Consider the following 25,724-nt stretch of genomic DNA (forward strand, 5'->3'; position numbering starts at 1 on the left):
CGACCGCATGAGCCATGCCGCGCTGAGCTATCGCCCCGAGATCGACGGGCTGCGCGCCGTCGCCGTGCTGGCGGTGGTGCTGTACCATTTCGGCGTTCCGGGCCTGGGGGGCGGGTTCGTCGGCGTGGACGTGTTCTTCGTCATCTCGGGCTATCTGATCGGCGCGATCCTGTGGCGCGAGGCCAGCGGCAGCGGCCGGATCGCGCTGGGTCGGTTCTGGCTGCGCCGGTTCCGGCGCCTGGCACCGGCCTGGTCGGTCATGGCGCTGGCGGTCTGGGCGGTCGGCTATGCCGTGCTGCTGCCCCACGACTTCCGCGAGCTGGGCAAGTCGCTGATTGCCGCCACCCTGTTCGCCGCCAACATCCACCAGTATCGCCAGGCCGGCTATTTCGACGCCGCGGCCGAGGAAAAGCCGCTGCTGCACATGTGGTCGCTGTCGCTGGAGGAGCAGTTCTACCTGGTCCTGCCGCTGGTCCTGCTGGTGCTGGCGCGCAGACCCCGGGCGGCGGTGGCGGTTCTTGCCGCGCTGGCCGCGGCGTCGCTGGCGGCCTCGGTCCTGGGCACGCGCAGCCATCATGTCGCGGCCTTCTACCTGTTTCCGTTTCGCGCCTGGGAACTGTTGGCCGGCGTCCTGCTGGCCATGCGCGACGAGCGTGCCGGCCCCGCGCGGCTGGGCTGGCCGGTGTCCGCGCTGGGGCTGGGGCTGGTGCTGGCGGGGGTCGTGCTGATCCGGCCCGGGGCGGGGTTTCCGGGCTGGGTGGCGGCGGTTCCGGTCGCCGGCACGGTGCTGCTGATCCTGAACGGGCGCGACGGGAACGCCGTCAACCGGCTGCTGTCGCTGCGGCCGATGGTGATGATCGGGCTGATCTCGTATTCGCTGTATCTGTGGCACTGGCCGGTGCGCAGCCTGTCGCTGTTCGTGCTGGGCCCGGACCTGTCGGCGCCGGTGCGCGCCGGGCTGATCGCGCTGTCGTTCGCGCTGGCCTGGCTGTCCTGGCGCTTTGTGGAACGTCCGGCGCGCGATCCGCGGCTGCTGCCGCCGCGCGCGCTGGCGGCCGGGGTCGTGGTGGGGGTGGGCGGCCTGCTGGCGCTGGGCGCCTGGCCCTTCCTGCGCGCGGGCCTGCCCGAGCGGTTCGGCCCGCAGGTTCTGGTCCATGCCGCCGCGGCGCAGGATTTCATCCAGGACTGGTCGCGCTGCACCACGGCGCGGGACGGCCCCTGGGCGGGGGTCGAGACCTGCGCGCTGGGGCCGGACGGCCCGCCGCAGGTGCTCGCCTGGGGTGATTCGCACCTGCGCGCGATCAAGGAGGGGCTGGACGAGGCCGCCCATCGCGCCGGGGTTCCGGTGCTGCTGATCTGGCACGCGGGTTGCCCGCCGCTGTTCGGGGTGGACAAGCGCGAAACCGCGGCGACGCGGGCCGAGGACGCCGCCTGTTCCGCCGCCAACCGCCAGATCGCGCAAGCGATGGCGCACACCGACGTTCCCGCCATCCTGCTGGTCGGGCGCTGGAGCTATTACGCCACCGGGGCGGGCAGCGGGGTGGATGCGGACAACCGGATCGCGCTGACGACGCAGCCCGATGCCCGGCAACCGGCGCCGCCCGTCGGGGCGCCGCCCGCGGGCCTCGCCCCGGCAGGCGGCGACGTGGCGGGGCAGGCCCCTGGCGACCCCTATGCGGATGCGGTCGCGCGCACCCTGACGGCGCTGTCCGCGCCCGGGCGGCGGCTGTTCGTGCTGCGGCAGGTGCCGGAACTGCCGCGCTATCGCTCGGCCGACGTGGCGCGCGCCATGGCGCGCGGCGTGCCGATCCCGCCCGAGGCGCTTTCGGTCCCCCGCCCTGTGGCCGAGGCCCGCGACGACACCGGCCTTGCCCCGTTCCGCGCGGCCGAGGCGGCGGGGCAGGTCGCCATTCTCGACCCCTGGCCCGGCCTGTGCGATGCGGCCCGCTGCCTTGCCCTGGGCGTCCGGCCCGACGCGGACCGGCCCGCGCCGGTCTATTTCGACAACAACCACCTGACCAACACCGGCGCGCGCGGCCTTTCGGCGCTGTTCGCCCCGCTGTGGGCGCATTAGGGTCCGGCGATGGACAAGGCGGCGATGGACAAGGTCTGGGACGTGATCGTGATCGGCGCCGGGATGGGCGGCGGGCTGTGCGGCCGCGCGCTGGCCGAGGCGGGGCTGTCCGTGCTGTTCGTGGATCGCGGGCGCGAGGGACCAAGGCGCGCCGTCAACGCCCTTGACTGCGCCGATGACGACGCCTTTGCCCGCAGCCTGCACGGCTGCTGGCCCACCCGGCTGCGCGGCCGCTTCGATGGCAGGCCCGTCACCGACTATGCGATGCAGGGCACCGGGCCGGGCGGGACCTCGGTCTTCTACGCCGCCTCGCTGGAACGCCCCGAGCGGCACGACCTGGAATCGACCGCCGCAATGCCGCACCCCACGGGTGGCTGGCCGGTGGGCTTTGACGAGTTTCGCCCCTGGTTCGACCGCGCGCAGGCGCTGATGGCGCTGTCGGGCACGCCCGACCCGCTGCGGCCCGATGCGGTGGCCCCCCTGCGCGACCCGCCCCCCTTGTCGCCGGCCGAGACAGGGCTGGTCGAGCGCTTGCAGGCGCGCGGCCTGCACCCGTACCGGATGCACCTGGCGATTCGGGGCGGTCCGGGCTGCATGGAGTGCATCGGCCACAAATGCCCGCGCGACTGCAAGCAGGACGGACGCTCGGCCGGGGTCGAACCGGCGCTGGCCACGGGCCGCGCGGCCTTTCTGGGCGACACCGTCGTGCGGCGCCTGTGCGGCGGGCCGGACCGCATCACCCATGTCGAGGCCGAGACGGCCGGCGTGCCCGTGACGCTGCGCGCGCAGGTCTTCGTGCTGGCCGCGGGGGCGCTGGGGTCGCCGCATCTGCTGCTGGCCTCGGCCGGGCGCACCTGGCCGCAGGGCTGCGCCAACGAAAGCGGGCTGGTCGGCCGCGGGCTGATGTTCCACCTGGGCGAGCGGGTGGCGATCTGGCCGCCGCGCGGCCTGGACCGCACAGGACCGCTCAAGACGTTGTGCCTGCGCGATTTCTATGCGCACGAGGGGCGCCGCCTCGGGCTGTTCCAGTCGCTGGGGGTGCCCGCCAGCTATGGCAACATCGTGCACCTGCTGAACGAACGCTACGACCGCTCGGTCCTGCGCCGGTTCCGGCCGGGGCGCGAGTTCACGCGCATCCCGGCGCTGATCGCGGCGCGCCTGCTGGGCGAGGCGCGGGTGTTCGTCGGCATCCTCGAGGATCTGCCGCTGGACGACAACCGCGTGACCCACGACCCGGCGCATCCCGACGCCTTCACCTTTGTCTATCGCCTGTCCGACGACCTGCGCGCGCGGCGGGCGCTGTTTCGCCGCCGCATCAAGCAGGGGCTGCGCGGCATTCGGTCGATCTTTCTGTCGCTGCAGCCGGAACTGAACCTGGCCCATCCCTGCGGCACGCTGCGGTTTTCCGACGATCCCCGGCGCGGCGTGCTGGACCGCGATTGCAGGGCGCATGGAATTAACAATCTTTATGTGGCAGATTCCTCTTTCATGCCCACTTCGACAGGGGTGAACCCCAGCCTGACCATTGCGGCCAACGCCCTGCGCGTTGCCGACGTGATCGCCCGCAGGCAGGGCCAGCCGGCAGGGCGATAGGGACGAGGCAGGACGGTGGAGGATATGCGAGGCGCTGATCGGCAGGTGGCTCCGGCCGACCGGCCGACCGTGGACGGTCGCACCGCGCAGGCGGGCGGGTCGGGGGGCGGCCGGGTTGCGCTGGTGACCGGCGCCAGTTCCGGCCTGGGGCGGGCGCTGTCGGTCGAACTGACCGATCGCGGCGTGACGGTCATCGGCGTCGCCCGCCGGCCCGACTCGCTGGCCGCGACCGGGGCACTGTGCGCCGGGGGGTTGTTCCATCCGCTGACCGGCGACGTGCGCGACGCGCAGCGGCTGCGCGACATCGTTTCGCAGACAGAGCAGCGGATCGGCCCGATCGACATCCTGATCAACAACGCCGCCGTCTATCGCCGCCACGATTTCCTGGCGGTCGAGGCCGAAGCCGTGGTGGATGAGCTTGCCATCAATCTGAACGGCTATGTGAACGCGGCCAGTGCCGTGCTGCCGGGGATGGCGGCGCGCGGGCGCGGGCGGATCGTCAATGTCAGCAGCTTTGCCGGGGGCGAGCCGCTTGCCGGCAGCCTGGGCTACAGCGTCAGCAAGGCCGCCGTGCGCGCCCTGACCCCGGCGCTCGCGGCCGAGACCCGCGCGCGCCTGCCCGACATTGTCATCAGCGAATGGCTTCCCGGCGTCCTGCGGACCGGCATGGGCCTGCCGGACTCGCTGGACCCGGCGACGGCCGCCGTGTGGGGCGCCAATCTGGCCCTGGACAACAACCCGGCGTTGCATGGGGCCGTGTTCCTCAGGGACAGGCAGCTGCTGCCGCCGCGCGGGACCGCGCAGCGGCTGAAGGATCTGCTTTTGATGCGTTTGCCGGTGCAACCGCTAAGGTTGTGATGGAAGGCGGTGGGCCTGCCATGCTATCGGGTGGCGGCAATGTCACGGGACGGGGCGGGTGAGACGATGGGACTGGCGCGACTGCGCCGCGTGATCGCGGCGGTTCTGATGACGGCAGCGGCAACGCCGGCGGTGGCCGAACCCTGGCCGGTGCGCGATCAGGCGCGGGTGCTGTTCTTCGGCAACAGCCTTGTCCATCATCTGACCGACAGCGACACCACCACGGTGCCCCACTGGCTGGCGCTGATGGCGCGGCATGCGGGAAAATCCTTTGCCGTGGACGGGGTGTGGGGCTTTCCGCGCCAGTTCTCGGCCGACCTTCCGCCCACCGGCAACTGGGCCTTCAAGGAGGCGCGTCCCGTCACCACCGGCTGGGGCAAGCTGGACGCCGCCCGCTATGACCTGGTGATCCTGAACACCGAGAACTATGTCCATTATCGGGGGCCCGAGCGTCGCTATGAAGGCGACAACCCCACCGGCGAATCGCCGGTCAGCGCGACGCTTGCCGTCACCGACTGGGTGGCCGCGGCGAACCCCGCCACGCCCTTCTGGATCTATGAGGGCTGGCCCGACATGACCCCGCTCGTCCGCAGCTTTCCGCCCCGCCCGCGCGAGCTGGCCCGCTATCACGCCTTTGCACAGGGCGAGTATCACGACTGGAACCGCGCGTTCGTCGCGGCGCTGAACCGCGAGCGCCCGGGCCGCGACATCCGGCTGATCCCGGTCAGCCGCGTCATGGCCGAGCTGATGACGCAGCCCGACCTGGCCGCCCTGCCAGTCGAGGCGTTCTATTCCGACATCTCGCCTCATGGCACCGCGACGACCTATCTGCTGGCGGCGATGGTCACCTATGCGGCGGTCTATGGCGAACGGCCGCCGGCCGGGTTCACGGTCCCCGAAGGGATCGAGCCGGTGGTCGCGCAAGGCTACGAAGGGCTTGCAGACCGCATCTGGGCGGCGATGGCGCCGGGCGCCGGCTGATCCATGCGCGCCGCACTGACACGGATGAGCCGGGGCGAGAGCCTTCTGCACCGCGCGGCCCGCGGGTCGGCCTGGACGATCATCGGCGTCTTCGGGTCGCAGGGCATCCGGCTGGTGTCGAACCTGATCCTGACGCGCCTGCTGTTTCCCGAGGTGTTCGGCGTCATGGCCCTGGTCATGGTGATGATCCAGGGCCTGAACAATTTCTCGGACGTGGGCATCACCCCGGCCGTGCTGCAAAGCAAGCGCGGCGACGACCCGGCGTTCCTGGACACGGCCTTCACGTTGCAGGCGATCCGGGGCGTGGCGCTGTGGCTGGCGTGCTGTGCGCTGGCCTGGCCTGCCGCGCAGTTCTACGAGGTGCCGGAGCTGGCGCTCTACCTGCCGGTGGCGGGGTTCACCTCGGTCATCTGGGGCCTTCAGACCACCCGCATCGAGGAGGCGAATCGCCATCTGCGGCTGGGCCAGCTGACCCGGATGGAAATGCTGTGCCAGCTTGTCACCACCGCGATGACCGTGGCGCTGGCGATGGTCATGCAGTCGGCCTGGGCGCTGGTGATCGCGCTTGTGCTGGGGGCGGTGGTCAAGGTGATCGCCGCCGACCGGATGCTGCCGGGGCACCGCAACCGGTTCCGGTGGGATGCGGCGGCGGCGCGCGAGATGATCGGCTTTGGCAAGTGGATCTTTCCCAGCACGATCGTGGGGTTCGGGCTGGCCCAGGGTGACAAGGCGATCCTGGGCAAGTACCTCAGCCTGGCGGGCCTGGGCCTCTACAACATCGCGTTCTTCCTGGCCAGCTTTGCGCTGCAGATGGGCATGACGGTGATCTGGCGGGTGATGATCCCGATCTATCGCGAATCGCCCCCCGGCCTCAGCCACGAGAACTTCCTGCGCGTCCGCCGCATCCGCATGGCGCTGACGGCGGGGTTCCTGGGCGCGCTGGCGGTGATGGCGGCGCTGGGGCCGTGGCTGGTCGAGGTGCTGTACGACGACCGCTATGCCACGGCGGGCGGGATGGTCCGGCTGATCGCCTGTGCCACGATCCCGCAGATCATCCTGCTCAGCTATGACCAGTCGGCGCTGGCCGCTGGCGATTCGCGGCGGTTCTTTGCGCTGACGGTGATCCGGGCGGTGCTGTTCCTGGGGCTGTTCTGGCTTGGCGTGCATCACTGGGGCCTGGCGGGCGGGCTGGCCGGGCAGGCCCTGGGCGCGATCCTGGCGTATCCCGCGACGGTCTGGCTGGCCCGCCGCCACGGGGCCTGGGACCCGCTGCATGACGTGCTGGCTGTTGCGGCGGGGCTGGCCATCGCCGCCGCCTTTGTTCGCCCGAGTCAGGTCGTGGGACTGTTCTAGGCGACCTGTCCAAACAGACAGTTGCGCGGATTTTCGCCGACCCTAGGATCGCCTTACGCTGTTTTTTATCCTGAGGTGATTGCCCAATGCATCGTCTGTTTGCAACCTCCGTAGCCGCTGTCGCGGCCCTGTCCAGCCCGGCCATGGCAAAGCCCTGGTGGTGGCCGACGCGCCCGCCGGTCCATCGCGTGCCCGAGATCGACCTGTACAACGGCACTGGCGCCGCGATGGCGGTCGTCGCGCTGGGCCTGCTGCTGTGGGACCGCCGCCGCCGGTCGGTCCGGTCCTGACCACGACAACGGCCTTGTCCAGCCCGGCAGTTCTTACGCCGGGCTGGACAAACCTGCAGCGCCTGGGGGCCATGTCCGCGCTGCTGTTGGTTCAGCTGTTTCTTATTGCCCTTGTTTATCAATTCATCCGCGACATCGACTGTCCCACCTTCGGCAACCAGGCGGCCTGCGATGCCGTGCGCGACGGGTTGGGCCGCGCGCTGGCCGTCATGGCGGTGCTTGCCCTTGCCATCCCGGCCCGGCGGCGTGCCTTCGGGTTCCTGTGGCAGCGGGGCGGATCGGGCGGGCTGTTTGCTCGCCGGTCTGTCCTTCTGGCGCTGGCGGGCCTGGCGATCGCGCTGTTGCCGGCCCTGGCGCCGACCCCGGCGTTCGAGCCGCTGTTGCCGCTGTTTGCCCTTTTGTGGGCGGTCGGGCTGGGCCTGATGGCCGCGGCCGTGCTGGGATCTGCGGGCGGCCTGCGCGACTGGACGGGGGCGGTGCGCGGCGCCGGCCCGGTCATGGCCGGGGTGCTGCTGCTGGCCCTGATCTCGCCCGAGCTGACGGCGCTGGCCGAATACGCCTGGGACTGGCCCGCGCTGACGCGCCTGACCTTCGACCTGGTGGCGCGCCTGCTGACGCTTGTTCCGGGAACGCTGCACGTCGAGCCTGACGCCCTGATCCTGGGCTTCGATGCGTTCTTCGTCGAGGTCGGCGGCCCCTGCTCGGGGCTGCAGGGCTTTGCCCTGATCACCCTGATGCTGACCGTCTACCTCACGCTGTTCCGCGACCGGCTGGCCTTGCCGCAGGCGCTGGTCCTGATCCCGATCGGCATCGCGGCCAGCTTCGTGCTGAACGTGCTGCGGATCGCGGTGCTGGTCTGGATCGGGGCGCGGGTCTCGCCGCAGCTGGCGGTGGACGGGTTTCACAGCCACGCGGGCTGGCTGACGTTCACCCTGCTCAGCTTTGCGCTGATCGGGGTTGGCCATGGGGTGTTCGCCCGGCCCGCGACGGGTCTTGCCGCAGCCCCGCTGCCGCCGATGCGCCGCGACCCCGCGGCGGCGATGCTGGTGCCGCTGATCGTGATGCTGCTGACCGGGCTTGCCGCGGCGACCCTGGTGTCGGTGCCGTCGCTGGCCTATCCCGCCCGCGCGCTGGCTGTGGCGGGGGCGCTGGCCCTGTTCATCCCCTATTGGCGCGGGCTGGACTGGCGGCCGGCGGCCGTGCCGGTGGCGGCGGGGCTGATGGCGGGGGCCTTCTGGCTGGTCACGGCCACGGCTGCCGCCGACCCGGCGCTGTCCGCAGCACTGGCCGCATTGCCGCCCGCCCTGTCGGCGCTGTGGATCGTCTCGCGCCTGGCGGGCGCGATCCTGCTGGTGCCGCTGGTCGAGGAAGCGGCGTTCCGCGGCTTCCTGATCGGCACCCTCGGGGGCACCAGAACAGGACGGCTTGTGCTGCTGGTCGTCTCCGCCGCGCTGTTTGCGCTGCTGCACGCGCACCCGGCGGCCCTTGTCGTGGGGCTGGTGTTCGGGGCCGTCTATCTGCGCCGGATGCGCCTGGCCGATGCCGTCTGGGCGCACGCAGCGGCCAATCTGGTCACGGCCGCGGCGGCGGCCCTGTCGGGCAACTGGGCGGTGGTCTGAGCCCCCGGCGCATTGAATACGGGCGGCGGCGGTCGGATTGCCACACCGACCGCCGTTGGACCCGGTCCGGTGCGGCCGGGCTTGCCGCAACCGCTGCGTGTGCTAGCGTTGCGCCGACACGGACAGGACGCCCGATGCCCGATCCAGACCCCCTGCATCCGCCCGCCGCGGTGGTCATCGGCCGCAACGAAGGGGCGCGGCTGTCGGCCTGCCTTGCCTCGCTGGCCGGGCAGGCAACGCCGCTGGTCTATGTCGACTCCGGCTCGACCGACGACAGCCTGGCGCGGGCGCGCGGCGCGGGCGCCGACGTCGTGGCCCTGGACATGGCGCAGCCCTTTACCGCCGCGCGGGCCCGCAATGCCGGGTTGGACCGCGCCCGCGCGCTGGGGGCGTCGGGGCTGGTGCAGTTCGTGGACGGCGACTGCATCGTCGAGCCCGGCTGGCTGGACAGCGGCCGGGCGGCGCTGGCCGCCGATCCGTGGCTGGCCTGCGTGGCGGGACGCCGGGCCGAGGTTGCGCCGGACCGATCGCTGTACAACCTGGCGTGCGATGTCGAATGGGACACGCCGGTCGGCCCCGCACTGGCCGTGGGCGGCGACATGCTGGCCCGGATCGACGCGCTGGCGGCTGTGGGCGGGTTTGACCCCACCCTTATCGCCGGAGAGGAGCCCGAACTGTGCCTGCGCCTGCGCCGCGCCGGCTGGCGCATTGCGCGCCTTGACGCCCCGATGACGCGCCATGATGCCGCGATGGACCGCTTTGGCCAGTGGTGGCGGCGCATGCGCCGGGGCGGCCACGCCTTTGCCGAGGTGTCGTGGCGTCATCGGGCGGACGGGCAGGGCTTCTGGCGGGCCGAGACGCGGCGCGCCCTGATCTGGGGCGCGGGCCTGCCCCTGGCGGTCGTGGTGGCGGGGGCCCTGCACCCGGCCGGCTGGGCGCTGGCGCTGGTCTGGCCCCTGCAGGGGCTGCGCCTTGCGCGGCGCGACCGGACCGGCCGCCCCCACCGCCTGCGCCGTGCTGGGCTGATGATGCTGGGCAAGTCCGCCGAGGCCCTGGGCGTGGCCGAATACCACATGCGCCGGCTGGCGGGCCGCCGACGCGACCGGCTGATCGAGTACAAATGACCCCTCTCAGCATCATCATCCCGGCCCATGACGAGGCCGCGTGGATCGACGGTTGTCTGGCCAGCCTGCTGGCGCAGGATCACGCCGGCAAGGTTCAGATCGTTGTCGTGGCCAACGGATGCCGCGACGACACCGCGGACCGCGCCCGGCGCCATGCCGCGGCCTTTGCCGCGCGCGGCTGGACGCTGCGGGTCGAGGATCTTGCGCAGGGCAGCAAGCCCGGTGCGCTGAACCACGGGGACGCCTGCGCCGTTTACCCGGCGCGTGTCTATCTGGATGCCGACATCACGCTGGGACCGGGCCTGCTGGCCGGGCTGGCGGAGGCCCTGGACCGGCCGCAGGCGGCCTATGCCAGCGGGCGGCTTGTCGTGGCGCCCGCCCGCAGCCCGATCACCCGCGCCTATGCCCGGTTCTGGACGCGCCTGCCCTTTGTCGCGCAGGGCGTGCCGGGAGCGGGGCTGTTCGGGGTGAACGGCGCAGGCCGCGCGCGCTGGGGTCAGTTTCCGGGCATCATCTCGGATGACACCTTCGTCCGGCTGCAGTTTGCGCCGGCCGAGCGCCTTCTGGTCGATGCCCCTTACCTGTGGCCGGCGGTCGAGGGGTTCGGCGCCTTGGTCGTCGTGCGTCGCCGCCAGAACGCGGGGGTCGCCGAGATCGCGCAGCGCTATCCGGCGCTGGCCTCGGGAACGACCGAGGACCGCCCGACACGTGCGACAATTTTCCGACTTGCCCTGACGGATGTTTCCGGATTCGTGATCTATGCGGCGGTGGCTGGGGCGGTTCGTCTCAGGCGTCAGGGGTCAGCCTGGACCCGTGGCCGCTGATCTGCACCAACCCATTCTTTTCATTATATAAAGTTCCGCTTTCATCCATTTGTGGCCTTGTTCGCCAAATGGTTGAGGATTTCCCTTGCACGTCGCCTGACCATAAGGGCAGGGTCCCTGAAAACGTCTGTTATCTTTCATGGACTTACACTGCGCATCGCAGAAGATTACCCGCTTTTCGCAGACCAATCGATCAAATTTTTCCTTTATTTCTAACGCCTCCCAACCGAGTGTCACGCCAGCCGAAGGAGGGACCATAATGAAGCGAATCGGGACACTGAACGCAGGCGATCTGGACATTGCGGACGCCGAGGTCACTCCCTCTCCGGCGGATGGATTTTATGCGCGCCGCGTCAAGCGGGCGCTTGACGTGTCGGCCGTGCTGGCCGTGGCGCCGTTCGTGGTGCCGCTGCTGGTGATCCTGGCGCTGGCCATTCTGATGGGCGGCGGCAAGCCGTTCTATACCCAGCTGCGCGCCGGGCGGAACGGCAAGGCATTCCGCCTGTTCAAGCTCCGCACGATGGTCCCCGAGGCGGACAAGGCGCTGCAGCAGTACCTGGACAGCGACCCTGCCGCGCGGCTCGAGTGGGACCGCGACCAGAAGCTGAAGAACGACCCGCGGATCACGCCGATCGGGGCCTTCCTTCGGAAAAGCTCGCTGGACGAACTGCCGCAGCTTTACAACGTGCTGATCGGCGACATGAGCATGGTCGGCCCGCGGCCGATGCTGCTGTCACAGGCGCAGCTGTACCCGGGCACGGATTATTATCGCCTGCGCCCCGGTGTGACCGGCATGTGGCAGGTCAGCGACCGGAACGATTCGGCCTTTGCCCAGCGTGCAACGTTCGACGCCCTCTACGCGGCCCAGATGTCGTTCATGACCGACATGCGAATCCTGTTTCGCACCGTCGGGGTGGTGCTGCGCTGCACGGGTTACTGACCGACTGGCCTGCCAGCCGTTTGCAGCCGGACAGGCCGGCCACGATCCTGGCGCGCGACACAGGCTAATCGCATGACGGCGAATACCAGCATCGCGAGAACGCCCACCCCCGCATAAGCCAACACCGCCTTCGTGATCGAACCCGTGCAGACGACCATCGCCAGCCCGGCCGCCAAGGCCAGAAGGGCGGACAGGATCAGACTGCCAGTCATCGCACGCATCGCAGGATCACAGGCTGGGACACTTTCCTCACCTCAACTTAAAATCGCGTTTGCGTCTGACGACAAGCGCGACAGATCTTGAACAACGTCATTTGACCAAAATTTGCCTAAGAAGACCTTAAACATGGGCGAAAATTAGCCTAAACTCAACTTCAACGTGTCACGGATGTATTGATGCAGCCGATAGCCTATCTGGTCAACACTTATCCGCGTGGCTCCCACAGCTTTATCTGGCGAGAGATCCACGCGTTGGAGCAGAGGGGCATGGCCGTCACGCGAATCGCCGCGCGCCGGCCCGACGAGGCGCCGGCCGATCCAGGCATTGCCGAGGAACAGGCGCAGACCGTCTACCTCAACGACGATCGCCCGGCGCTTGCGCGCGCGGCCCTGCGCGCAGGCCGCGCGCTGCCGCTGGCGCGCGCGCGCGCCGCGGCGGGCGAGGCGCCGCTGCGGCGCATGATGGCCTATGCCGCGCAGGGCCGGATGCTGGCCGATCTGTGCCGGGCCCGCGGCATAACGCATGTGCACGCGCATTTCGGGACCAACCCGGCACGCGTCGCGGCCTTTTCCCGGCTGTTCGGCGGTCCCCCATTCAGCGTCACCGTCCACGGTCCCGAGGAGTTCGACCGCCCCGAGGCGCTGGATCTTGCCGGCAAGGCCGCGGCAGCCGCCTTTACGGTCGCGGTCAGCCGCTTTGGCCGCTCGCAGCTGATGCGCTGGGTCGATCCGGCGCACTGGGACCGGCTGCGCGTGGTTCACTGCGGCCTGAGCCTGGACGAGTTCACCCCCACGGCCTCGCCGCCCGGCCCCCCTCGCCTTGTCGCCGTGGGGCGACTGGCCGAGCAGAAGGGTTTCGGCCTGCTGGTCCCGGCCTTGATCGCGGCGCGCGCGGTGCATCCCGACCTGACGCTGACCCTGGTGGGGGACGGGCCGCTGCGCGGCGCCATCGAGGCGCAGGCGCTGCGGGCCGGCCTGGGCGAGGCCCTGCGCCTGACCGGCTGGCTGTCGCCTGCCGAGGTGCGGGCGCAGATCGCGCAGGCCGATGCCCTGGTCGTGCCCAGCTTTGCCGAGGGCCTGCCCGTGGTCATCATGGAGGCGATGGCCCTGGCCCGTCCGGTGGTGTCCACCTGGATCGCCGGCATTCCCGAACTGGTCGTGCCGGGGCAGACCGGCTGGCTTGTCGCGCCCGGCGATGCCGCGCCCCTGGCGCACGCGATGGTCGAGGTGGCGGGCACAAGTGCCGATCAGCGGGCCGCGATGGGGCAGGCCGGCCGGGCGCGGGTGATCGCGCGTCACGACGTGACCGAATCGGCGCGCCGCCTTACGGCGCTGATCGCGGAAACCACGCCAGCGCGATGATGCGCCCCGCGGCCGTCAGCAGCCGCCCGTGCGCCACCCCGCCCGGCATCCGCGCCACCATGTCATCGGACACCACGGTCAGCGCCACGTCCGAAAACTCCAGCAAGGCGCCGGTTTCGGGAAACTGCGCCTTGAACGCGGCCTCCTTGGCGACAAAGGCGGCCAGCGCGCCGCAGCCATCGAACGGCGCGACGGCGCGCGCCAGGTCGGACAGGCCGGCGTCCATCGGCTCGACATCGACGCCGGGCCAGTGGCTGCCGATCGGCCCCGCCACGGCAAGCGCCAGCCCCCGGTCATGCGCGAGGCTGGCGGTCAGGCCGGCAGGCAGGACCGGCCTGCGGTCGGGTCCGGGCAGGATCGGGCCGGGCACCGCCAGTCCCCCTGCCGCCAGCGCGTGGCGCAAGGCGGCGCGCCCGGCCGCGAACTCTTGCCGGCGCAGGGGGACGGCGCCGGCGACGCAGGCGGCCTCGGCCGCGAGGAGGGGAGGAGCATCCGCAAGCCGGCACACCGCCGCCGCCCAGCCCGGCGGCAGCAGGGCCGCGACCGCCGCCTGAACCGCCGCCGCCTGGGCGGGGCTGACGGCCGCAGCCCCCGACATCACAGGCGCCCCGCGCCTACAGCCCGCGCCGGAACTGCTCTCGCAACGCACGCCTGCGGGCCATGGGGTCGCTGTCCCCCTCGGCCGCGGCGGGGGAGTGCTGCGGCGCAGGCTGGGGCGCCTGGGCCTGCGGCGCGGCAGGCTGGCCTGAGGCCGCGGGGGGCATGGCGACGCCCGCCGCGGGGGCCAGGGCGGCAGGGGCCGGGCGCGGAGACAGGGATTCCGCGTGCCGGATGAAGTCGCCCAGCACCGGAAAGCGGAAGATGTCGGTCACCGCCAGGCGTGACAGCCCCAACCCGTCGCGCAGGGTCCGGTGCAGCTGGATCGCCAGCAGCGAGTGCCCCCCGGATGCAAAGAAATTGTCGGATGCCCGCGCCTGCGCCACGCCCAGCGTCTCGGCCCAGATGCGCCGCACGCCCTCGGCCACGGCGCCGGGCTTTGCGGGCGGGGCGGCGACAGCGGGCGCGGCCGCAGGGGCCGCCGGCGCGTTGGCGGCCGCGACCGGCGGCGCCACGACGGCCGCGCGCGCAGCCAGCGTCTCGGGCGCGGGCAGGGCCTTGCGGTCGGTCTTGCGGTTGGGGGTCTGCGGCATCCGCGGCAGCGCCACGATGCGCCCGGGCAGCATGTGGGCGGGCAGGTCGGCGGCAAGCGCCGCGCGCATCGCAGCCTCGTCCGGGGCCTCCGTGCCGCAGACATAGGCGACCAGCCGCCGGTCGCCGGGACTGTCCTCGCGCACGATCGCCACCGCCTCGGTCACGCCGGGGATCGCGGCCAGCCGGCTCTCGATCTCGCCCAGTTCGATGCGGAAGCCGCGCAGCTTGACCTGGTGATCGGCGCGACCGACGTAATCCAGCATCCCGTCGGCCCGCCGCCGCACCAGATCGCCCGTGCGATACATCCGCGCGCCGCCCGGCGCCGCAGCCTCGGGCGCGACGAAGGGGTCGGGGCGAAAGGCCGCGTCGGTCAGGTCGGGGCGCCGCCAATAGCCGCGGGTCACGCCGTGGCCGCCGATCCACAACTCGCCCTCGGCCCCGGGGGGAACGGGCGCGCCTTCGGTGTCCAGGACGTAAAGCTGGGTGTTGGCAAAGCCGGGAACCAGCACCGGGGCGCCCGTGACCTCGCCCACGGCGGACCAGATCGTCGTTTCGGTCGGGCCGTACATGTTCCAGATTGCCGCCTGCGTGACCGCCCGCAGCCCGGCCACAAGCGCGGGCGGCAGCGCCTCGCCCCCGAGCATCAGGCAGTCCAGCCGCCCCAGTGCGCGCGCCGCGACCGGATCGTCCAGCAGGATGCGCGCCATGCTGGGCGTGCATTGCAGATGCGTGACCCCGTGGCGCACGATCTGGGCGGCGATGCTGAAGTCGTCGTCCGACGGACCCGCGGCGACCCCCACGGCCTGCCGCAGCGCAGCCAGGCGCGGCAGTCCGTCCATCACCACGTCGGGCGCGATGCCATAGTCGATCAGGCAGGCCACCTCGGTCACGCCGATGGCGCGCAGTTGCTCGACGCGGGCGATGCCGTCCTCGACGGTGCCGAACAGGCCCGAGTCGTCGAAATACCGCAGGAACGCGAACTCTAGGATGCCGTCCAGTTCGTCCTCGGTCAGGCTGCCCAGATCGACGGCCATGGGGTTGGTCATGCCGGCCGGGCGGCGGAACGCGGGAAAGTCCCAGGCAAACTGCTTCACCAGCCCCGCGGCGCTGCGCAGATAGGATTTCATCGGCCCGCGCGCGATCTCGCGGGCCTGATCGCGGCTGTCGGCCAGATAGCTGTGCAGCATCAGCGTGACGGTGAAGTCGCGCGGATCGTGCCCCGCCTCGCGCAGCGCGCCGTGATAGTCGCGGATGCGCGCGGCGACGGTGGCGATGTCCTGCCCCAGCAGGTGGGTCAGCACGTGCATCCCCAAGCGCCCGGCCTCGATCCAGGTGTCGGGGTTGCCGGCGATGGTCAGCCACAGCGGCAGCTCTCGCTGGACCGGGCGGGGCTGGGTCACGACGCCCTGCGTGCCGCGCGCGGACGGAAAGTCCACCCGCTCGCCCCGCCACAGGCGGCGCAGCTGGTCGATCCCTTCGGTCAGGGCGGCCTTGTTGCCGGGGGGCGTGTTCTCGGGGCGCAGGACAAAATCCTCGGGCTGCCATCCCGATGCGACCGCCAGGCCCGCACGGCCCGCGGTCAGGTTGTCGATCACCGCCCAGTCCTCGGCCACGCGGGCGGGATGGTGCAGCGGAAGCACGCAACTGCCCGCCCGGACCGAGAGGTTGCGCGTGACGGCCGCCACGGCCGCGCCGCTGACGGCGGGGTTCGGATAGGGGCCGCCGAACGCATGGAAATGCCGTTCCGGCGTCCAGACCGCGGCAAAGCCGTTCTGGTCGGCAAAGCGCGCGCCGTCCAGCAGCAGGCGATATTTCTGCGGCCCCGGCCCGTCGTCGTTGCCCCAGTAGAACAGGCTGAAATCCATCTGCCCGCCATGGGTGCCGCCCGACACGGCCAGCCGCGAATCCTCGCCCGCCACCACCAGCTTGAGGCCGCGCGCAAGGCTCCAGAAGATCTCCAGCACCGAGATGTCGAAGCTGAGGGATGTCACCGCCAGCAGGCAGTCATCCTCGGCCGCCGGGATCGTGTCGTCGATGCCGGCGAAAAAGTTCACGACGTTGCGATGCTCGACCATGACGCCCTTGGGCCGCCCGGTCGACCCCGAGGTATAGATCAGATACGCCAGGTTGTCGGGCCGCGCGGTCGCCGCCGGGGCGGGCGCGCTGTCGGGGATCGCGGCCGGGATCGGCATCAGGATCGCGTCCGACGCGGGCAGCGATGCCGCCAGGCCCTGCTGCACCAGCACCAGCGCGGCGCCGCTGTCGGCCAGGTAATGCGCCAGACGCTCGGCCGGATAGTCGGGGTCCAGCGGCAGATAGGCGCCGCCCGCGCGCAGGATCGCCAGCGCGCCGATGACCAGTTCCGGCCCGCGGCGGGCGAACAGCCCGACCGGCTGGTCGGGGCCGACGCCCAGCGCCTGCAGCCGCACGGCCAGCGCCGCGCTGGCGCGGTCCAGTTCGGCGCGGGTCAGGCTGCGGTCCTGGAACACCAGCGCGGTGCGGTCGGGATCGCGCGCAAGCGTCGCGGCGATCAGGTCGTGGATGGTGGCGTCGGGCACCGCGCGCAGCGTGTCGTTGCCGGCCGCGGTCAGCGCGCGCGCGGTGGCCTCGTCCATCAGCGGACGGCCCGCCAGCGCCGCATCCGCCCCCTGGTCCAGGATCGCGGTGATCGCCTGGGCGGCCAGCGCCGCCGTCTGCGCGGGCACGCGGCCGGGATGCAGCAGCCAGCCCGCCGGGCCGTGCGTGACCCACAGGTCCATGTCCGCGCCGGTTGCGCGTCCGGTCAGGTCCACGCCCAGCCGGGGCTGCGCCTGGTCGCGCAGTTCGGGGGCGCGGCGGGTCAGGTCGGCCAGCGGAAACGCGTGCGCCGCAATCCCCGCCTGCGCGGCCGCGATCTGATCGGCCAGGGCGCCCAGCGTCGGGGCCGAGGTCAGGTCCACGCCCAGCGGCAGCCAGTCGGCCGCCAACGGGCCTTCGGGCAGGTCGGCGGGACGAAGCCCCACGTCGATCCGGTCGCGCCCGTCCAGCCGGGCAAGCGCCCAGACCGCCGCCGCCAGCGTCAGCGGGTGGTCGGGCAGGGGCAGGGGATCGCCGCCGTCGCCCGCCGCGCCGTGCCAGGCCGCCGGAACCAACCGGTCCAGCCGCGCCCGCCACCAGCCGTCATGGCGCGCGGCCCGCGCCGCCACATCGGTCAGAGCGGCCCGCGCGGCATCGTCGGCCACCGGCAGCCGGTCGCCGGGCGCAAGCCCGTGTGTCCCGCCGTCCAGCGCCACGCGCAGCGCGCCCTCGCCCGCGGCCACGGTCACGCCGTCGTCGTCCACCGCCAGCACCGCGCCCGGCGCGCCCGCGCCCGCGGCGGGCTGTGCGCCGGTGACAAAGGCCCGCCCGTCTGGCAGCGCGACCCAGGGCGCGACCAGCGGGTTCCAATAGGGGCCGTGGTCCAGTCCCCGTACCAGCGCGTCCAGCGTGGCCGCAGGCGCGCGCCAGTCCAGCATCCCGCCCGCGTCGGGGCGGCGGTCGCGGGCGAAATAGGCACGTTGCGTCAGGTCCTGCGCCACGGGCGACAGCGCGCCCGTTTCCAGCATGGCCATCACGTCCTCGAACCCGTCGGCGGCGGCGGCATAGGCCTTGGCGTTCAGGGTCAACGCAGTTTCGCGGGGGTCCAGTGCGATGTCGCGCGTGACCAGCAGGTCGCCCTCGTCCACGCCGCCGGCGATCAGGTGCCAGCTGACGCCGTGACGCGCGTGGCCTTGCAGGATCGCCCAGACCGGGGTGTTCAGCCCCGCCATCGCGGGCAGCGGCCCGTCATGAAAGTTGATGGCGCCGCGGGTGCCTCGGGCCAGCATGGCGGGCGGCAGCAGCGACAGGTTGGCGATGGAAAACAGCCAGTCCGCCGCGGTGTCGCCGGGGGCGTCCTGATCCTCGACCGTCAGGCCCGCATCGGTGGCCCAGCGGGCCAGGTCCGGGTCGCGGGTGACGACCGCGCGGACCGCATGGCCGCGCTCGATCAGGCGCTGGGTGCAATGGCGCAGCAGGCTTTCGTTGCCGACGACGATGGCGGAGAAGGGGGTCATTCCGGACGGTTCCTCAGGTGTGGCCGCATGGCGTGGGCGACAAGCCGGCGCAGGTGGTCCGGCGGGACGTCCACCGGACGCCGCGTCAGGGCGCAGCGCAGCCGCCACAGCGCGCCGCCCGCAACATGCGCCACCGTGGCCGCGGCGGCGCCGCCCCGGCCGTGGTGCTTGGAAAAGTAATGACGGCGGGAATCATACCAGTAGTCGGGAACGCGGGACCATTCCTTCATCCCGGTGCTGGCCGACCCGATGTGGACGACCAGGCTTTCCGCGACGTAATGCGTCTGCCAGCCCGCCGCCGCGGCGCGGCGGCACAAATCGGTTTCCTCGAAATACAGAAAGAACGTCTCGTCGAACAGGCCGACTTGGTCCAGCACGTCCTGCCGGATCATCATGCTGGCCCCGGCCGACCAGTCCACGGGCATCGACCCTTCGGGCTGCGGCATCGCCACGACGGCCCGGCGCAACAGGCGCGAGATGGGCCCCGTTCGGGCGGCGGCCTCGAACTCGCCCGCCGCCGAGGGAAAGCGGAACGCGCTTGAATGCGGCACGCCGTCCGGCCCCTGCAGGCGCGAGCAGGCGATCCCGGCCCGGGGGTGGCGGTCGAGGTGGTCGATCAGCGCCCGGATCGCGTCCGCCCGCGGCATCGCGTCCGAGTTCAGCAGATAGGTCAGGTCCGGCCGCCCGCCGCCGCCCGGCAGGCCGCGGCGGATGGCAAAGTTGTTGCCCGCCCCGAACCCCCCGTTTCGGCCGCTGGGCACCACCGCCACCCGGTCCCAGCCGGGCTGGCCTGCGCGCGCGGCCACGCCCGCGGTCATCCGTTCCAGGCTGCCGTCGCCCGAGTCGTTGTCCACGATGGTGATGGCGCCGTCGATGCCCTGCATCGCCGTCACGGCCGCGGTCGCTGCGTCCAGCGTCATGTCCGCCGAACGCCAGTTCAGGATGATCGTGTGCAGCGTCGTCATTCGGCGGCCTGCGACAGGCGGCTGGCGGCGTCCGCGGCTGCAAGGGTGCGGGCCATGCGGGCTGCAAGCACGCGCACGTTGGGTTCCAGCACCATGCTGTCGTGGTCCCCCGGCACCTCGGTTACGGTCAGTCGCGCCATCCAGTCCCCCCAGCCATTGTCCTCGAACAGATATTCGCGGGCCTCCGTGACCCAGCGGCCCCCGCCGACACGCCAGCGCCGGTCCAGCGGCGGGCGGAACAGCGTCACCGGCCCGTCCCAGCGTGCAAGCGCCATCCTGGGCAGCGCGGCATAGAAGGCGGCCTCGATGGTGCGGTCGTGAAAGCTGGTCTGGTCAGGACCTTCGGCGGTCGCGCGGGCCGCCTGCGCCGCGCGATACGCCCGCTTGGCCGCCAGCCAGTTGCCCAGGAACGCCGGCCCCTGCTCGCGCATCTCGCCCCAGCGGATCGCCAGCCGGTCGCGGCGGCTGAGGCTGGGGCGCAGGGGCAGGGGCGTGTCCAGCATCACCAGATGCCCGACGCTTTCCCCGCGCCGGTCCAGCTCGCGCGCCATCTCCAGCGCGATCAGCCCGCCCCCCGAGAACCCGGCCAGCAGATACGGCCCATGCGGCTGGATCTGCATGACCTCGTCCAGATAGTCGCGCGCGGCCTCGGCAAAGGTGTCGTGCGGCGGCTCGCCCCCGAACAGACCCCGCGCCTGAAGGCCATAGAACTGCCGCGCCGTGCCCAGCCGCTGCGCCAGCGGGCGCAGGTTCATGACGTTGCCGAACATGCCCGCGACCATGAACAGGGGCGTGCCGCCGCCCTGTTCGGGCGCAAGCCCCCCCATCGGCACGACAAAGCGCCGTGCGGGGGCCGCCTTTCCGGCAGCCGCGGCGGGGGCGCCGGGCGCGGCATCGGGGCGCGGGCCGGTCTGCTGTTCGATGCGCGCGGCCAGTTCGGCCACCGTCGGCGCCTCGATCAGCGCCGAGATCGGCAGGTCGGCCCCAAGCTGCTTGCGGATCTGGCCGAACAGCCGCACCGCGATCAGCGAATGGCCGCCCAGGTCAAAGAAGCTGTCGGTGGCCCCGATCTCGCGGATGCCCAGCAGCTCGGCCCAGATCGCCGCCAGCGCGGACTGGGTGCCGGGCGCGGGGGCGATGAATTCGCCTTCGATGTCGGGGCGCTCGAAGGCGCCCCCGGCGGCGGCGCGATCCTCGCGCTGGCCGGCCTGGGCCACCAGCGCCGGCAGATCCAGCGGCGAGACGTGGATCTGCGCCAGCCCGCCCCGCTGGGCCGCGGCCAGCGCGCGGTCGAAGGCCTGCACCCCCTCGGCGGCGGTGATGCCCAGCGCCACCGCGCGGCGCAGCCGTTCCTCGGGGGCCGATCGGTGCGGCCGGGCGGCGGCGGGCAGGCCCCGGGCCATGCGCCGCAGCGTCAGGCCGCGCAGGTCCACGGCCAGATGCCCGGCCGCGAACAGCTGCACGTCGAACGCGGCGTCGTCCGTGTCGGCGCGCGCCAGCGTGACCCGGCTGACGGTGTCGCGGCCCAGCGGCCGGTGGACGGTCAGCGCGTCATAGCCGACGGGCACCCACAAGGTCGCGGGATCATAGCCGGGGATCAGCGCCATGGCCCAGCCGGTGGCGATGTCGAACAGCCCCGGATGCAGCACCATCCCCGACGTGTCGAACGCAGGGTCCAGCGACAGATGCGCCGTGCCCCCCTGCGCGTCGATGCGCCGGGCGCGCAGCACGCGCCATTCCGGGCCGAACCGCATCTGCCCCTCCTGGGCGGACGGCAGGCCCGCAGGGTCGGCCGCGTCCCAGCGCGCGGTGTCGGGCACGGCGGCGGGCGCCGGCCGCAGGGCCTGCGCCAGCCGGGCGCTGGCGTTCGGGCCGTCGCCCGCGCCGTCGTCCACCGTGATCAGCCCATCGGGTTCGACGCGGATGGTCAGCCGGGTGCCGCCGCCGTCAGCCACCGCCGCGGGCCGCAGAAAGCGCACGTCCGCCAAGGCCACCGGCGCGGGATGGCCCGCGGCAGCCAGCGTCTCGAGCATCAGTTCCAAGATGCCGGTGCCCGGCAGCAGCGCCTGTCCCTGCGCGGTGCGGTGCCCGTCCACCAGCCAGTGCGTCGAGGCGAGCTCTGCCACCGCGCCGGTGGGCCCGGCCGTGGCCAGCAGCGCGGCGTCGGTCGCGGTGCCGGTGACGGCCGCCAGTCCCAGCGCGCGGGCGGCCATGCCGGTGTCGGCCCAGACGCCCCAGTTCAGCGCCACCGTGCGCCCCAGCGCGGGCGGCTGCGCGGCGGCCAGCGCATCCAGCCAGGCGTTCGCGGCGACATAGTCGGCCTGCCCCGCCGCCGCGATCGCGGTCGAGGACGAGCTGAACAGCACCGTCATCGCCGGCGGGGCATCGGCCAGCGCCGCCATCAGCGCGCGGGCGCCATACAGCTTTGGCGCCAGCACGTCGGCGGCCGCCGCGTCGGTCTTGGCGGCGATCAGCGCGTCGTCCACCGTGCCGGCGGCGTGGATCACAAGGTCAAGCCGCCCGTGTCGCCGCCGCGCCTCGGCCGCGGCCGCGCGCAGGGCGGTGGGGTCGGTCGGATCGGCGCTGAAGGCCAGTGCGTCCGGTCCCAGCGCCGCCGTCATCGCGGCGATGCGGCGGGCGGCCGGGCTGTCGCCCGCAACCGCGCCGCGGGTGGTCAGGATCAGCCGCGCGCCGCGGTCCGCCAGCCCCCGTGCCAGCGCCTGCCCGATGCCGCCAAAGCCGCCGGTGATCAGCACCACCGGCCGGTCGGGCAGGGCGGGCGCGGCCGGCGGCAGCGCCACCGGCCGCAGCGTCTGGCGCCAGCGCCGTGCGCCGCGCAGGGCCACGGTTTCCAGGGCTGGCCCCTCGGGCGGGTGGGCCAGGTCCTCGACCAGCCGCGCGGGCGTCTCGGCGTCGCGGCGGATGTCGATCCAGCGCGTGCGCACCGAGGCCAGTTCGCGCGGCAGCACGGCCAGGGGGCCTGCGACGGTCGCCAGCTCGGGCGCGGGCGCAGGCTCGCCCGCCACGCGCAGGGCGCCATCGGTGACGACCGTCAGGGTCAGCGGATGGTCGGGCAGTTCCGATTCGATCCCCTGCGCCAGATGCAGCAGGCTGTAGAAGCCCCGGTCCAGCATCGCGTCCAGTTCCGTAAGCCCGGCCCGCGCGCCGCCGTCCAGCGTGCCCAGATGCAGGATGTGGTCGGGGCGCAGGTCCGCCGCCTCGAGCGCGGCGAACATCAGGCCAAAGCCGTCGCGGTCGCTTTCGGGCGGCATCACCCAGCGGCCCGGCGCGGTCTCGGCAAAGCGGTCGCCGGGGCGGACCGCGGCGACGCGCTGCCCGGCGGCGGCCAGGGCGGCGGCGACGCGTTCGCCCAGGCCGCCGGCATCCGACAGGATCAGCCAGGTCTGGGTCGCGGCGAACAGTGGCGCGCCGGTCGCGTCGAACTCGATCGCCGGGGCCGACAGCTGCCAGCCGGGACGCCAGCCCCAGGCGGCCATGTCCTCGATCCGCTCGGGCGCCATGTCGGCGGGCGCGGCGGTCGGCGCCTCGGCCTCGATGAAATAGCGGCGGCGCTGGAACCGGTATTCCGGCAGGCGCAGACGCCTGCGCCGGGCCCCGCCCCACAGGTCCGACCAGTCCACCGCCACGCCCGCCGCCCCGATGCGCGCCAGCGCGCCCAGCAGATAGCGGTCGTCGGGCGTGTCGTGCTGGACGTGGCGCAGGACCGAGACGACCTGATGGGCGGCGACGGCGGGGTTGATCTTGGCCATGGCGCTGGTCGCGCGGCCCGGCCCCACCTCGACGAACAGCGTGTCGGGGGCGGCGAGATGCGCGATGCCGTCCCCGAACCGCACGGTGCCGCGCAGATGGGCGACCCAATAGTCGGGATCGGTGGCCTCGGCCGCCGTCAACGGCTGCCCGGTCCGGTTCGAGATGATGTCGATCTGCGGGGCGGACAGCGGGATCGAGCGCAGATACGCGCCAAAGCGGTCCAGGATGCCGTCCAGCATCCGCGAATGCGCGGCGATGGAAATGGGGATGTCCTGCACCTCGACCTCGCGCGCGGCCATGCGCGCGGCAAAGGCGTCCAGCGCCGCCCGCGGCCCGCTGACGACGCTGAGGCCGGGGCCGTTCAGCGCCGCCAGGTCCAGGTCGGGGCCCAGGGCGTCGGCGAACGCCTCGGGCGGCAGGGGCACGCTGAGCATGCCGCCGGGCGGCACCTCGTCAAACAGCGTGCCGCGCAGGTGCACGAGGCCGATGCAGTCCTGAAACCGCATCACGCCCGCAAGGCAGGCGGCGGTGTTCTCGCCCATGGAATGGCCGATCAGCGCGTCCGGGCGCACGCCCCAGCCGATCAGCGTCTGCGCCAGCGCGTATTCCACGATCATCAGCAGCGGCAACTGCACCGAGGGCTGGCGCAGCGCCAGGTCGGCCGCGGCCTCGTCGCCCGGTTGCGGCAGCCACAGGGCGCGGGCGTCGGTGCCGGTCAGCGTCTGCAGATGCGCCAGACCCCGGTCCATCCAGTCGCGGAACACGGGTTCGGTGGCGTAGAGGTCGCGCGCCATGCCGGCGTGCTGCGCGCCGCCGCCGGGCAGCATGAAGACGACGCGCGGCGGCTCGCCCAGCGGGCGGTGGTCGAAGACCTGCCGAGGGTCGGGCGCACGCAGCAGCGCCGCCGCCTCGGCCGCGGTTCCGGCGACCAGCACGCGGCGACGGTCGAAGACATGCCGCCCGGCCAGCGTATGCGCCACGTCGGCGATGTCCGCGTCGGGATGGGCCTCCAGCCAGTCGGCCAGGGCCGCGGCGTTCGCGTCGAGCGCCGCCTTGCTGCGCCCCGACACGACCAGCGGATGCCAGGGCCAGACGGCCTGCGCGGCGGCGGGCGCGGGCGGCGGTTCCTCGATCACCACATGGGCGTTGGTGCCGCCCACGCCCAGCGAGTTCACCCCCGCGCGGCGCGGCGCGCCCAGGTCAGGCCAGTCGATGCGCCGGTCCGCCACCCGGAACGGCGAGGCAGCAAAGTCGATGGCGGGGTTCGCACGCTCGAACCCCAGGCTGGGCGGGATCACGCCCTGTTCCACCGCCAGCGCGGCCTTGATCAGCCCGGCGGTCCCGGCAGCGGTGTCCGTGTGGCCGATGTTGGTCTTGACCGAGCCCAGCAGGCACGGCGCGCGCCGCCCCTCGCTGCCGCCCGCCATCTGGAATGCCGCGGTCAGGGCCGCGACCTCGATCGGATCGCCCAGCGCGGTCCCGGTGCCGTGGCATTCGACATAGCCCACGGTGTCGGGGTCGCAGTCCGCGACCGCCAGCGCCTCGGCGATGGCGCGGGACTGGCCGCCCACGCTGGGCGCCAGATAGCCCGCCTTGGCCGAGCCGTCGTTGTTGATCGCCGTGCCGCGGATCACCGCGTGGATGGCGTCGCCCGCGGCCAGCGCGTCCGACAGCCGCCGCAGCACCACGACCGCCGCGCCGCTGCCGAAGACGGTGCCCTGCGCGCGATGGTCAAAGGCATGGCAATGCCCGTCGGGCGACAGGATCTCGTTCTCGCGGAACAGATAGCCGACGCCGTGCGGCATCTCGATCGTGACGCCGCCGGCCAGCGCCAGGTCGCATTCGCCCCCCAGCAGGGCGTTGCAGGCCTGGTGCACCGCCACCAGCGACGTCGAACAGGCGGTCTGCACGTTCACGCTGGGTCCGGTCAGGTTCAGGATGTGGCTGACCCGCGTGGCCAGGAAATCCTTGTCGTTGCCGGTGTGGCGCAGCAGGAAATGCCCCACGCCCTCGACCAGATCGCGGTTCGACAGCACGTGCTGCCAGTAATAGCTGCCCTGCCCGCAGCCCGCAAAGACGCCCACCGGCCCCGCAAAGCGGGCGGGGTCGATGCCCGCGTCCTCAAGCGCGTGCCAGCAGGTTTCCAGCAGCTTGCGGTGCTGCGGGTCCATGATGGCGGCTTCCTTGGGGTTCAGGCCGAAGAACTCGGCGTCGAAGCCGTCGAACTCCTCCAGCTCGGCCGCGACGGGAACATAATGGGGGTCGGCCAGACGGGCCGCAGGCTCGCCCCGCGCGATCAGGGTTTCGCGCGGCATCGGGCGAATGGATTCGATTCCGTCGCACAGGTTGGCCCAGAACTGCGGCAGGGACTGCGCGCCGGGCACCTGAAGCGCCATTCCGATGATGGCCACATCGGTGGCGCAAACCGTGCGATCTTGCATGATCTGGCAACTTTCTGATTCGGCGCAAGGCCGCCAATGATCTGATA

At 72.4% G+C, this 25,724-nt stretch carries 16 protein-coding genes; 11 read left to right on the forward strand and 5 right to left on the reverse strand.

The features are described from left to right. Positions 1-7 precede the first annotated feature (7 nt). From DPQ23_RS03850 to DPQ23_RS03890, 10 genes are all read left to right on the forward strand, one after another. Positions 8-2,074, forward strand: a complete 2,067-nt coding sequence (locus DPQ23_RS03850) for an acyltransferase family protein (protein ID WP_112873379.1) — start codon at positions 8-10, stop codon at positions 2,072-2,074. A gap of 9 nt (positions 2,075-2,083) precedes the next feature. After that, positions 2,084-3,667, forward strand: a complete 1,584-nt coding sequence (locus tag DPQ23_RS03855; protein WP_112873380.1) for a GMC oxidoreductase — start codon at positions 2,084-2,086, stop codon at positions 3,665-3,667. A 24-nt stretch (positions 3,668-3,691) separates the two neighbouring features. Continuing rightward, positions 3,692-4,525, forward strand: coding sequence for an SDR family NAD(P)-dependent oxidoreductase (locus DPQ23_RS03860; protein WP_112873381.1), 834 nt, complete (start codon positions 3,692-3,694; stop codon positions 4,523-4,525). A 39-nt stretch (positions 4,526-4,564) separates the two neighbouring features. Next, complete coding sequence (locus tag DPQ23_RS03865) at positions 4,565-5,506, forward strand: hypothetical protein (RefSeq protein ID WP_162630630.1); 942 nt, start codon at positions 4,565-4,567, stop codon at positions 5,504-5,506. Positions 5,507-5,530: 24 nt separating this feature from the next. Beyond that, positions 5,531-6,859 (forward strand): oligosaccharide flippase family protein, encoded by a 1,329-nt coding sequence (locus DPQ23_RS03870; RefSeq protein WP_276310545.1) that lies wholly within the window; start codon positions 5,531-5,533, stop codon positions 6,857-6,859. Positions 6,860-7,002: 143 nt separating this feature from the next. Continuing rightward, on the forward strand, positions 7,003-7,149 hold the full coding sequence (locus DPQ23_RS15315; RefSeq protein WP_162630631.1) for a hypothetical protein: 147 nt from the start codon (positions 7,003-7,005) through the stop codon (positions 7,147-7,149). A 71-nt stretch (positions 7,150-7,220) separates the two neighbouring features. After that, positions 7,221-8,768, forward strand: coding sequence for an exosortase E/protease, VPEID-CTERM system (gene xrtE, locus DPQ23_RS03875; RefSeq protein ID WP_112873384.1), 1,548 nt, complete (start codon positions 7,221-7,223; stop codon positions 8,766-8,768). 134 nt (positions 8,769-8,902) lie between these two features. Further along, positions 8,903-9,892: a glycosyltransferase family 2 protein gene (locus tag DPQ23_RS03880; RefSeq protein WP_112873385.1), complete on the forward strand. Its 990-nt coding sequence runs from the start codon at positions 8,903-8,905 to the stop codon at positions 9,890-9,892. Then, positions 9,889-10,716 (forward strand): glycosyltransferase, encoded by an 828-nt coding sequence (locus DPQ23_RS03885; protein ID WP_112873386.1) that lies wholly within the window; start codon positions 9,889-9,891, stop codon positions 10,714-10,716. The genes DPQ23_RS03880 and DPQ23_RS03885 overlap by 4 nt, the downstream gene beginning before the upstream one ends. A 259-nt stretch (positions 10,717-10,975) precedes the next feature. Beyond that, a complete protein-coding gene (locus tag DPQ23_RS03890; protein ID WP_112873387.1) occupies positions 10,976-11,656 on the forward strand; it encodes a sugar transferase in 681 nt (226 codons plus the stop codon). Here DPQ23_RS03890 and DPQ23_RS03895 read toward each other — a convergent pair. After that, entirely contained in the window at positions 11,650-11,877 is a 228-nt protein-coding gene (locus tag DPQ23_RS03895) for a hypothetical protein (RefSeq protein ID WP_112873388.1), read from the reverse strand. The genes DPQ23_RS03890 and DPQ23_RS03895 overlap by 7 nt on opposite strands. A gap of 174 nt (positions 11,878-12,051) precedes the next feature. Between DPQ23_RS03895 and DPQ23_RS03900 the strand changes: the two genes are divergently transcribed. Then, complete coding sequence (locus tag DPQ23_RS03900; protein WP_112873389.1) at positions 12,052-13,236, forward strand: glycosyltransferase family 4 protein; 1,185 nt, start codon at positions 12,052-12,054, stop codon at positions 13,234-13,236. Here DPQ23_RS03900 and DPQ23_RS03905 read toward each other — a convergent pair. Genes DPQ23_RS03905 through DPQ23_RS03920 form a run of 4 tightly spaced genes read right to left on the reverse strand, consistent with a single transcriptional unit; the run spans position 13,199 to position 25,677 of the window. Further along, a complete protein-coding gene (locus tag DPQ23_RS03905) occupies positions 13,199-13,834 on the reverse strand; it encodes a 4-phosphopantetheinyl transferase (protein WP_112873390.1) in 636 nt (211 codons plus the stop codon). The genes DPQ23_RS03900 and DPQ23_RS03905 overlap by 38 nt on opposite strands. Before the next feature lie 16 nt (positions 13,835-13,850). Continuing rightward, positions 13,851-18,500, reverse strand: coding sequence for a MupA/Atu3671 family FMN-dependent luciferase-like monooxygenase (locus DPQ23_RS03910; protein ID WP_112873391.1), 4,650 nt, complete (start codon positions 18,498-18,500; stop codon positions 13,851-13,853). Beyond that, positions 18,497-19,465, reverse strand: coding sequence for a glycosyltransferase family 2 protein (locus tag DPQ23_RS03915; RefSeq protein WP_112873392.1), 969 nt, complete (start codon positions 19,463-19,465; stop codon positions 18,497-18,499). The genes DPQ23_RS03910 and DPQ23_RS03915 overlap by 4 nt, the downstream gene beginning before the upstream one ends. Beyond that, positions 19,462-25,677, reverse strand: a complete 6,216-nt coding sequence (locus DPQ23_RS03920) for a type I polyketide synthase (RefSeq protein WP_112873393.1) — start codon at positions 25,675-25,677, stop codon at positions 19,462-19,464. The genes DPQ23_RS03915 and DPQ23_RS03920 overlap by 4 nt, the downstream gene beginning before the upstream one ends. Positions 25,678-25,724 lie beyond the last annotated feature (47 nt).

Source organism: Paracoccus endophyticus (assembly GCF_003286075.1).
GTDB lineage: Bacteria > Pseudomonadota > Alphaproteobacteria > Rhodobacterales > Rhodobacteraceae > Paracoccus > Paracoccus endophyticus.

What these genes read in the sequence shown, in the direction of transcription:
- DPQ23_RS03850 (WP_112873379.1), top strand. Translation starts at nt 8, where the DNA reads ATGAGCCATGCCGCGCTGAGCTATCGCCCCGAGATCGACGGGCTGCGC.
- DPQ23_RS03855 (WP_112873380.1), top strand. Translation starts at nt 2,084, where the DNA reads ATGGACAAGGCGGCGATGGACAAGGTCTGGGACGTGATCGTGATCGGC.
- DPQ23_RS03860 (WP_112873381.1), top strand. Translation starts at nt 3,692, where the DNA reads ATGCGAGGCGCTGATCGGCAGGTGGCTCCGGCCGACCGGCCGACCGTG.
- DPQ23_RS03865 (WP_162630630.1), top strand. Translation starts at nt 4,565, where the DNA reads ATGTCACGGGACGGGGCGGGTGAGACGATGGGACTGGCGCGACTGCGC.
- DPQ23_RS03870 (WP_276310545.1), top strand. Translation starts at nt 5,531, where the DNA reads ATGAGCCGGGGCGAGAGCCTTCTGCACCGCGCGGCCCGCGGGTCGGCC.
- DPQ23_RS15315 (WP_162630631.1), top strand. Translation starts at nt 7,003, where the DNA reads ATGGCAAAGCCCTGGTGGTGGCCGACGCGCCCGCCGGTCCATCGCGTG.
- xrtE (WP_112873384.1), top strand. Translation starts at nt 7,221, where the DNA reads ATGTCCGCGCTGCTGTTGGTTCAGCTGTTTCTTATTGCCCTTGTTTAT.
- DPQ23_RS03880 (WP_112873385.1), top strand. Translation starts at nt 8,903, where the DNA reads ATGCCCGATCCAGACCCCCTGCATCCGCCCGCCGCGGTGGTCATCGGC.
- DPQ23_RS03885 (WP_112873386.1), top strand. Translation starts at nt 9,889, where the DNA reads ATGACCCCTCTCAGCATCATCATCCCGGCCCATGACGAGGCCGCGTGG.
- DPQ23_RS03890 (WP_112873387.1), top strand. Translation starts at nt 10,976, where the DNA reads ATGAAGCGAATCGGGACACTGAACGCAGGCGATCTGGACATTGCGGAC.
- DPQ23_RS03895 (WP_112873388.1), bottom strand. Translation starts at nt 11,877, where the DNA reads ATGCGTGCGATGACTGGCAGTCTGATCCTGTCCGCCCTTCTGGCCTTG.
- DPQ23_RS03900 (WP_112873389.1), top strand. Translation starts at nt 12,052, where the DNA reads ATGCAGCCGATAGCCTATCTGGTCAACACTTATCCGCGTGGCTCCCAC.
- DPQ23_RS03905 (WP_112873390.1), bottom strand. Translation starts at nt 13,834, where the DNA reads ATGTCGGGGGCTGCGGCCGTCAGCCCCGCCCAGGCGGCGGCGGTTCAG.
- DPQ23_RS03910 (WP_112873391.1), bottom strand. Translation starts at nt 18,500, where the DNA reads ATGACCCCCTTCTCCGCCATCGTCGTCGGCAACGAAAGCCTGCTGCGC.
- DPQ23_RS03915 (WP_112873392.1), bottom strand. Translation starts at nt 19,465, where the DNA reads ATGACGACGCTGCACACGATCATCCTGAACTGGCGTTCGGCGGACATG.
- DPQ23_RS03920 (WP_112873393.1), bottom strand. Translation starts at nt 25,677, where the DNA reads ATGCAAGATCGCACGGTTTGCGCCACCGATGTGGCCATCATCGGAATG.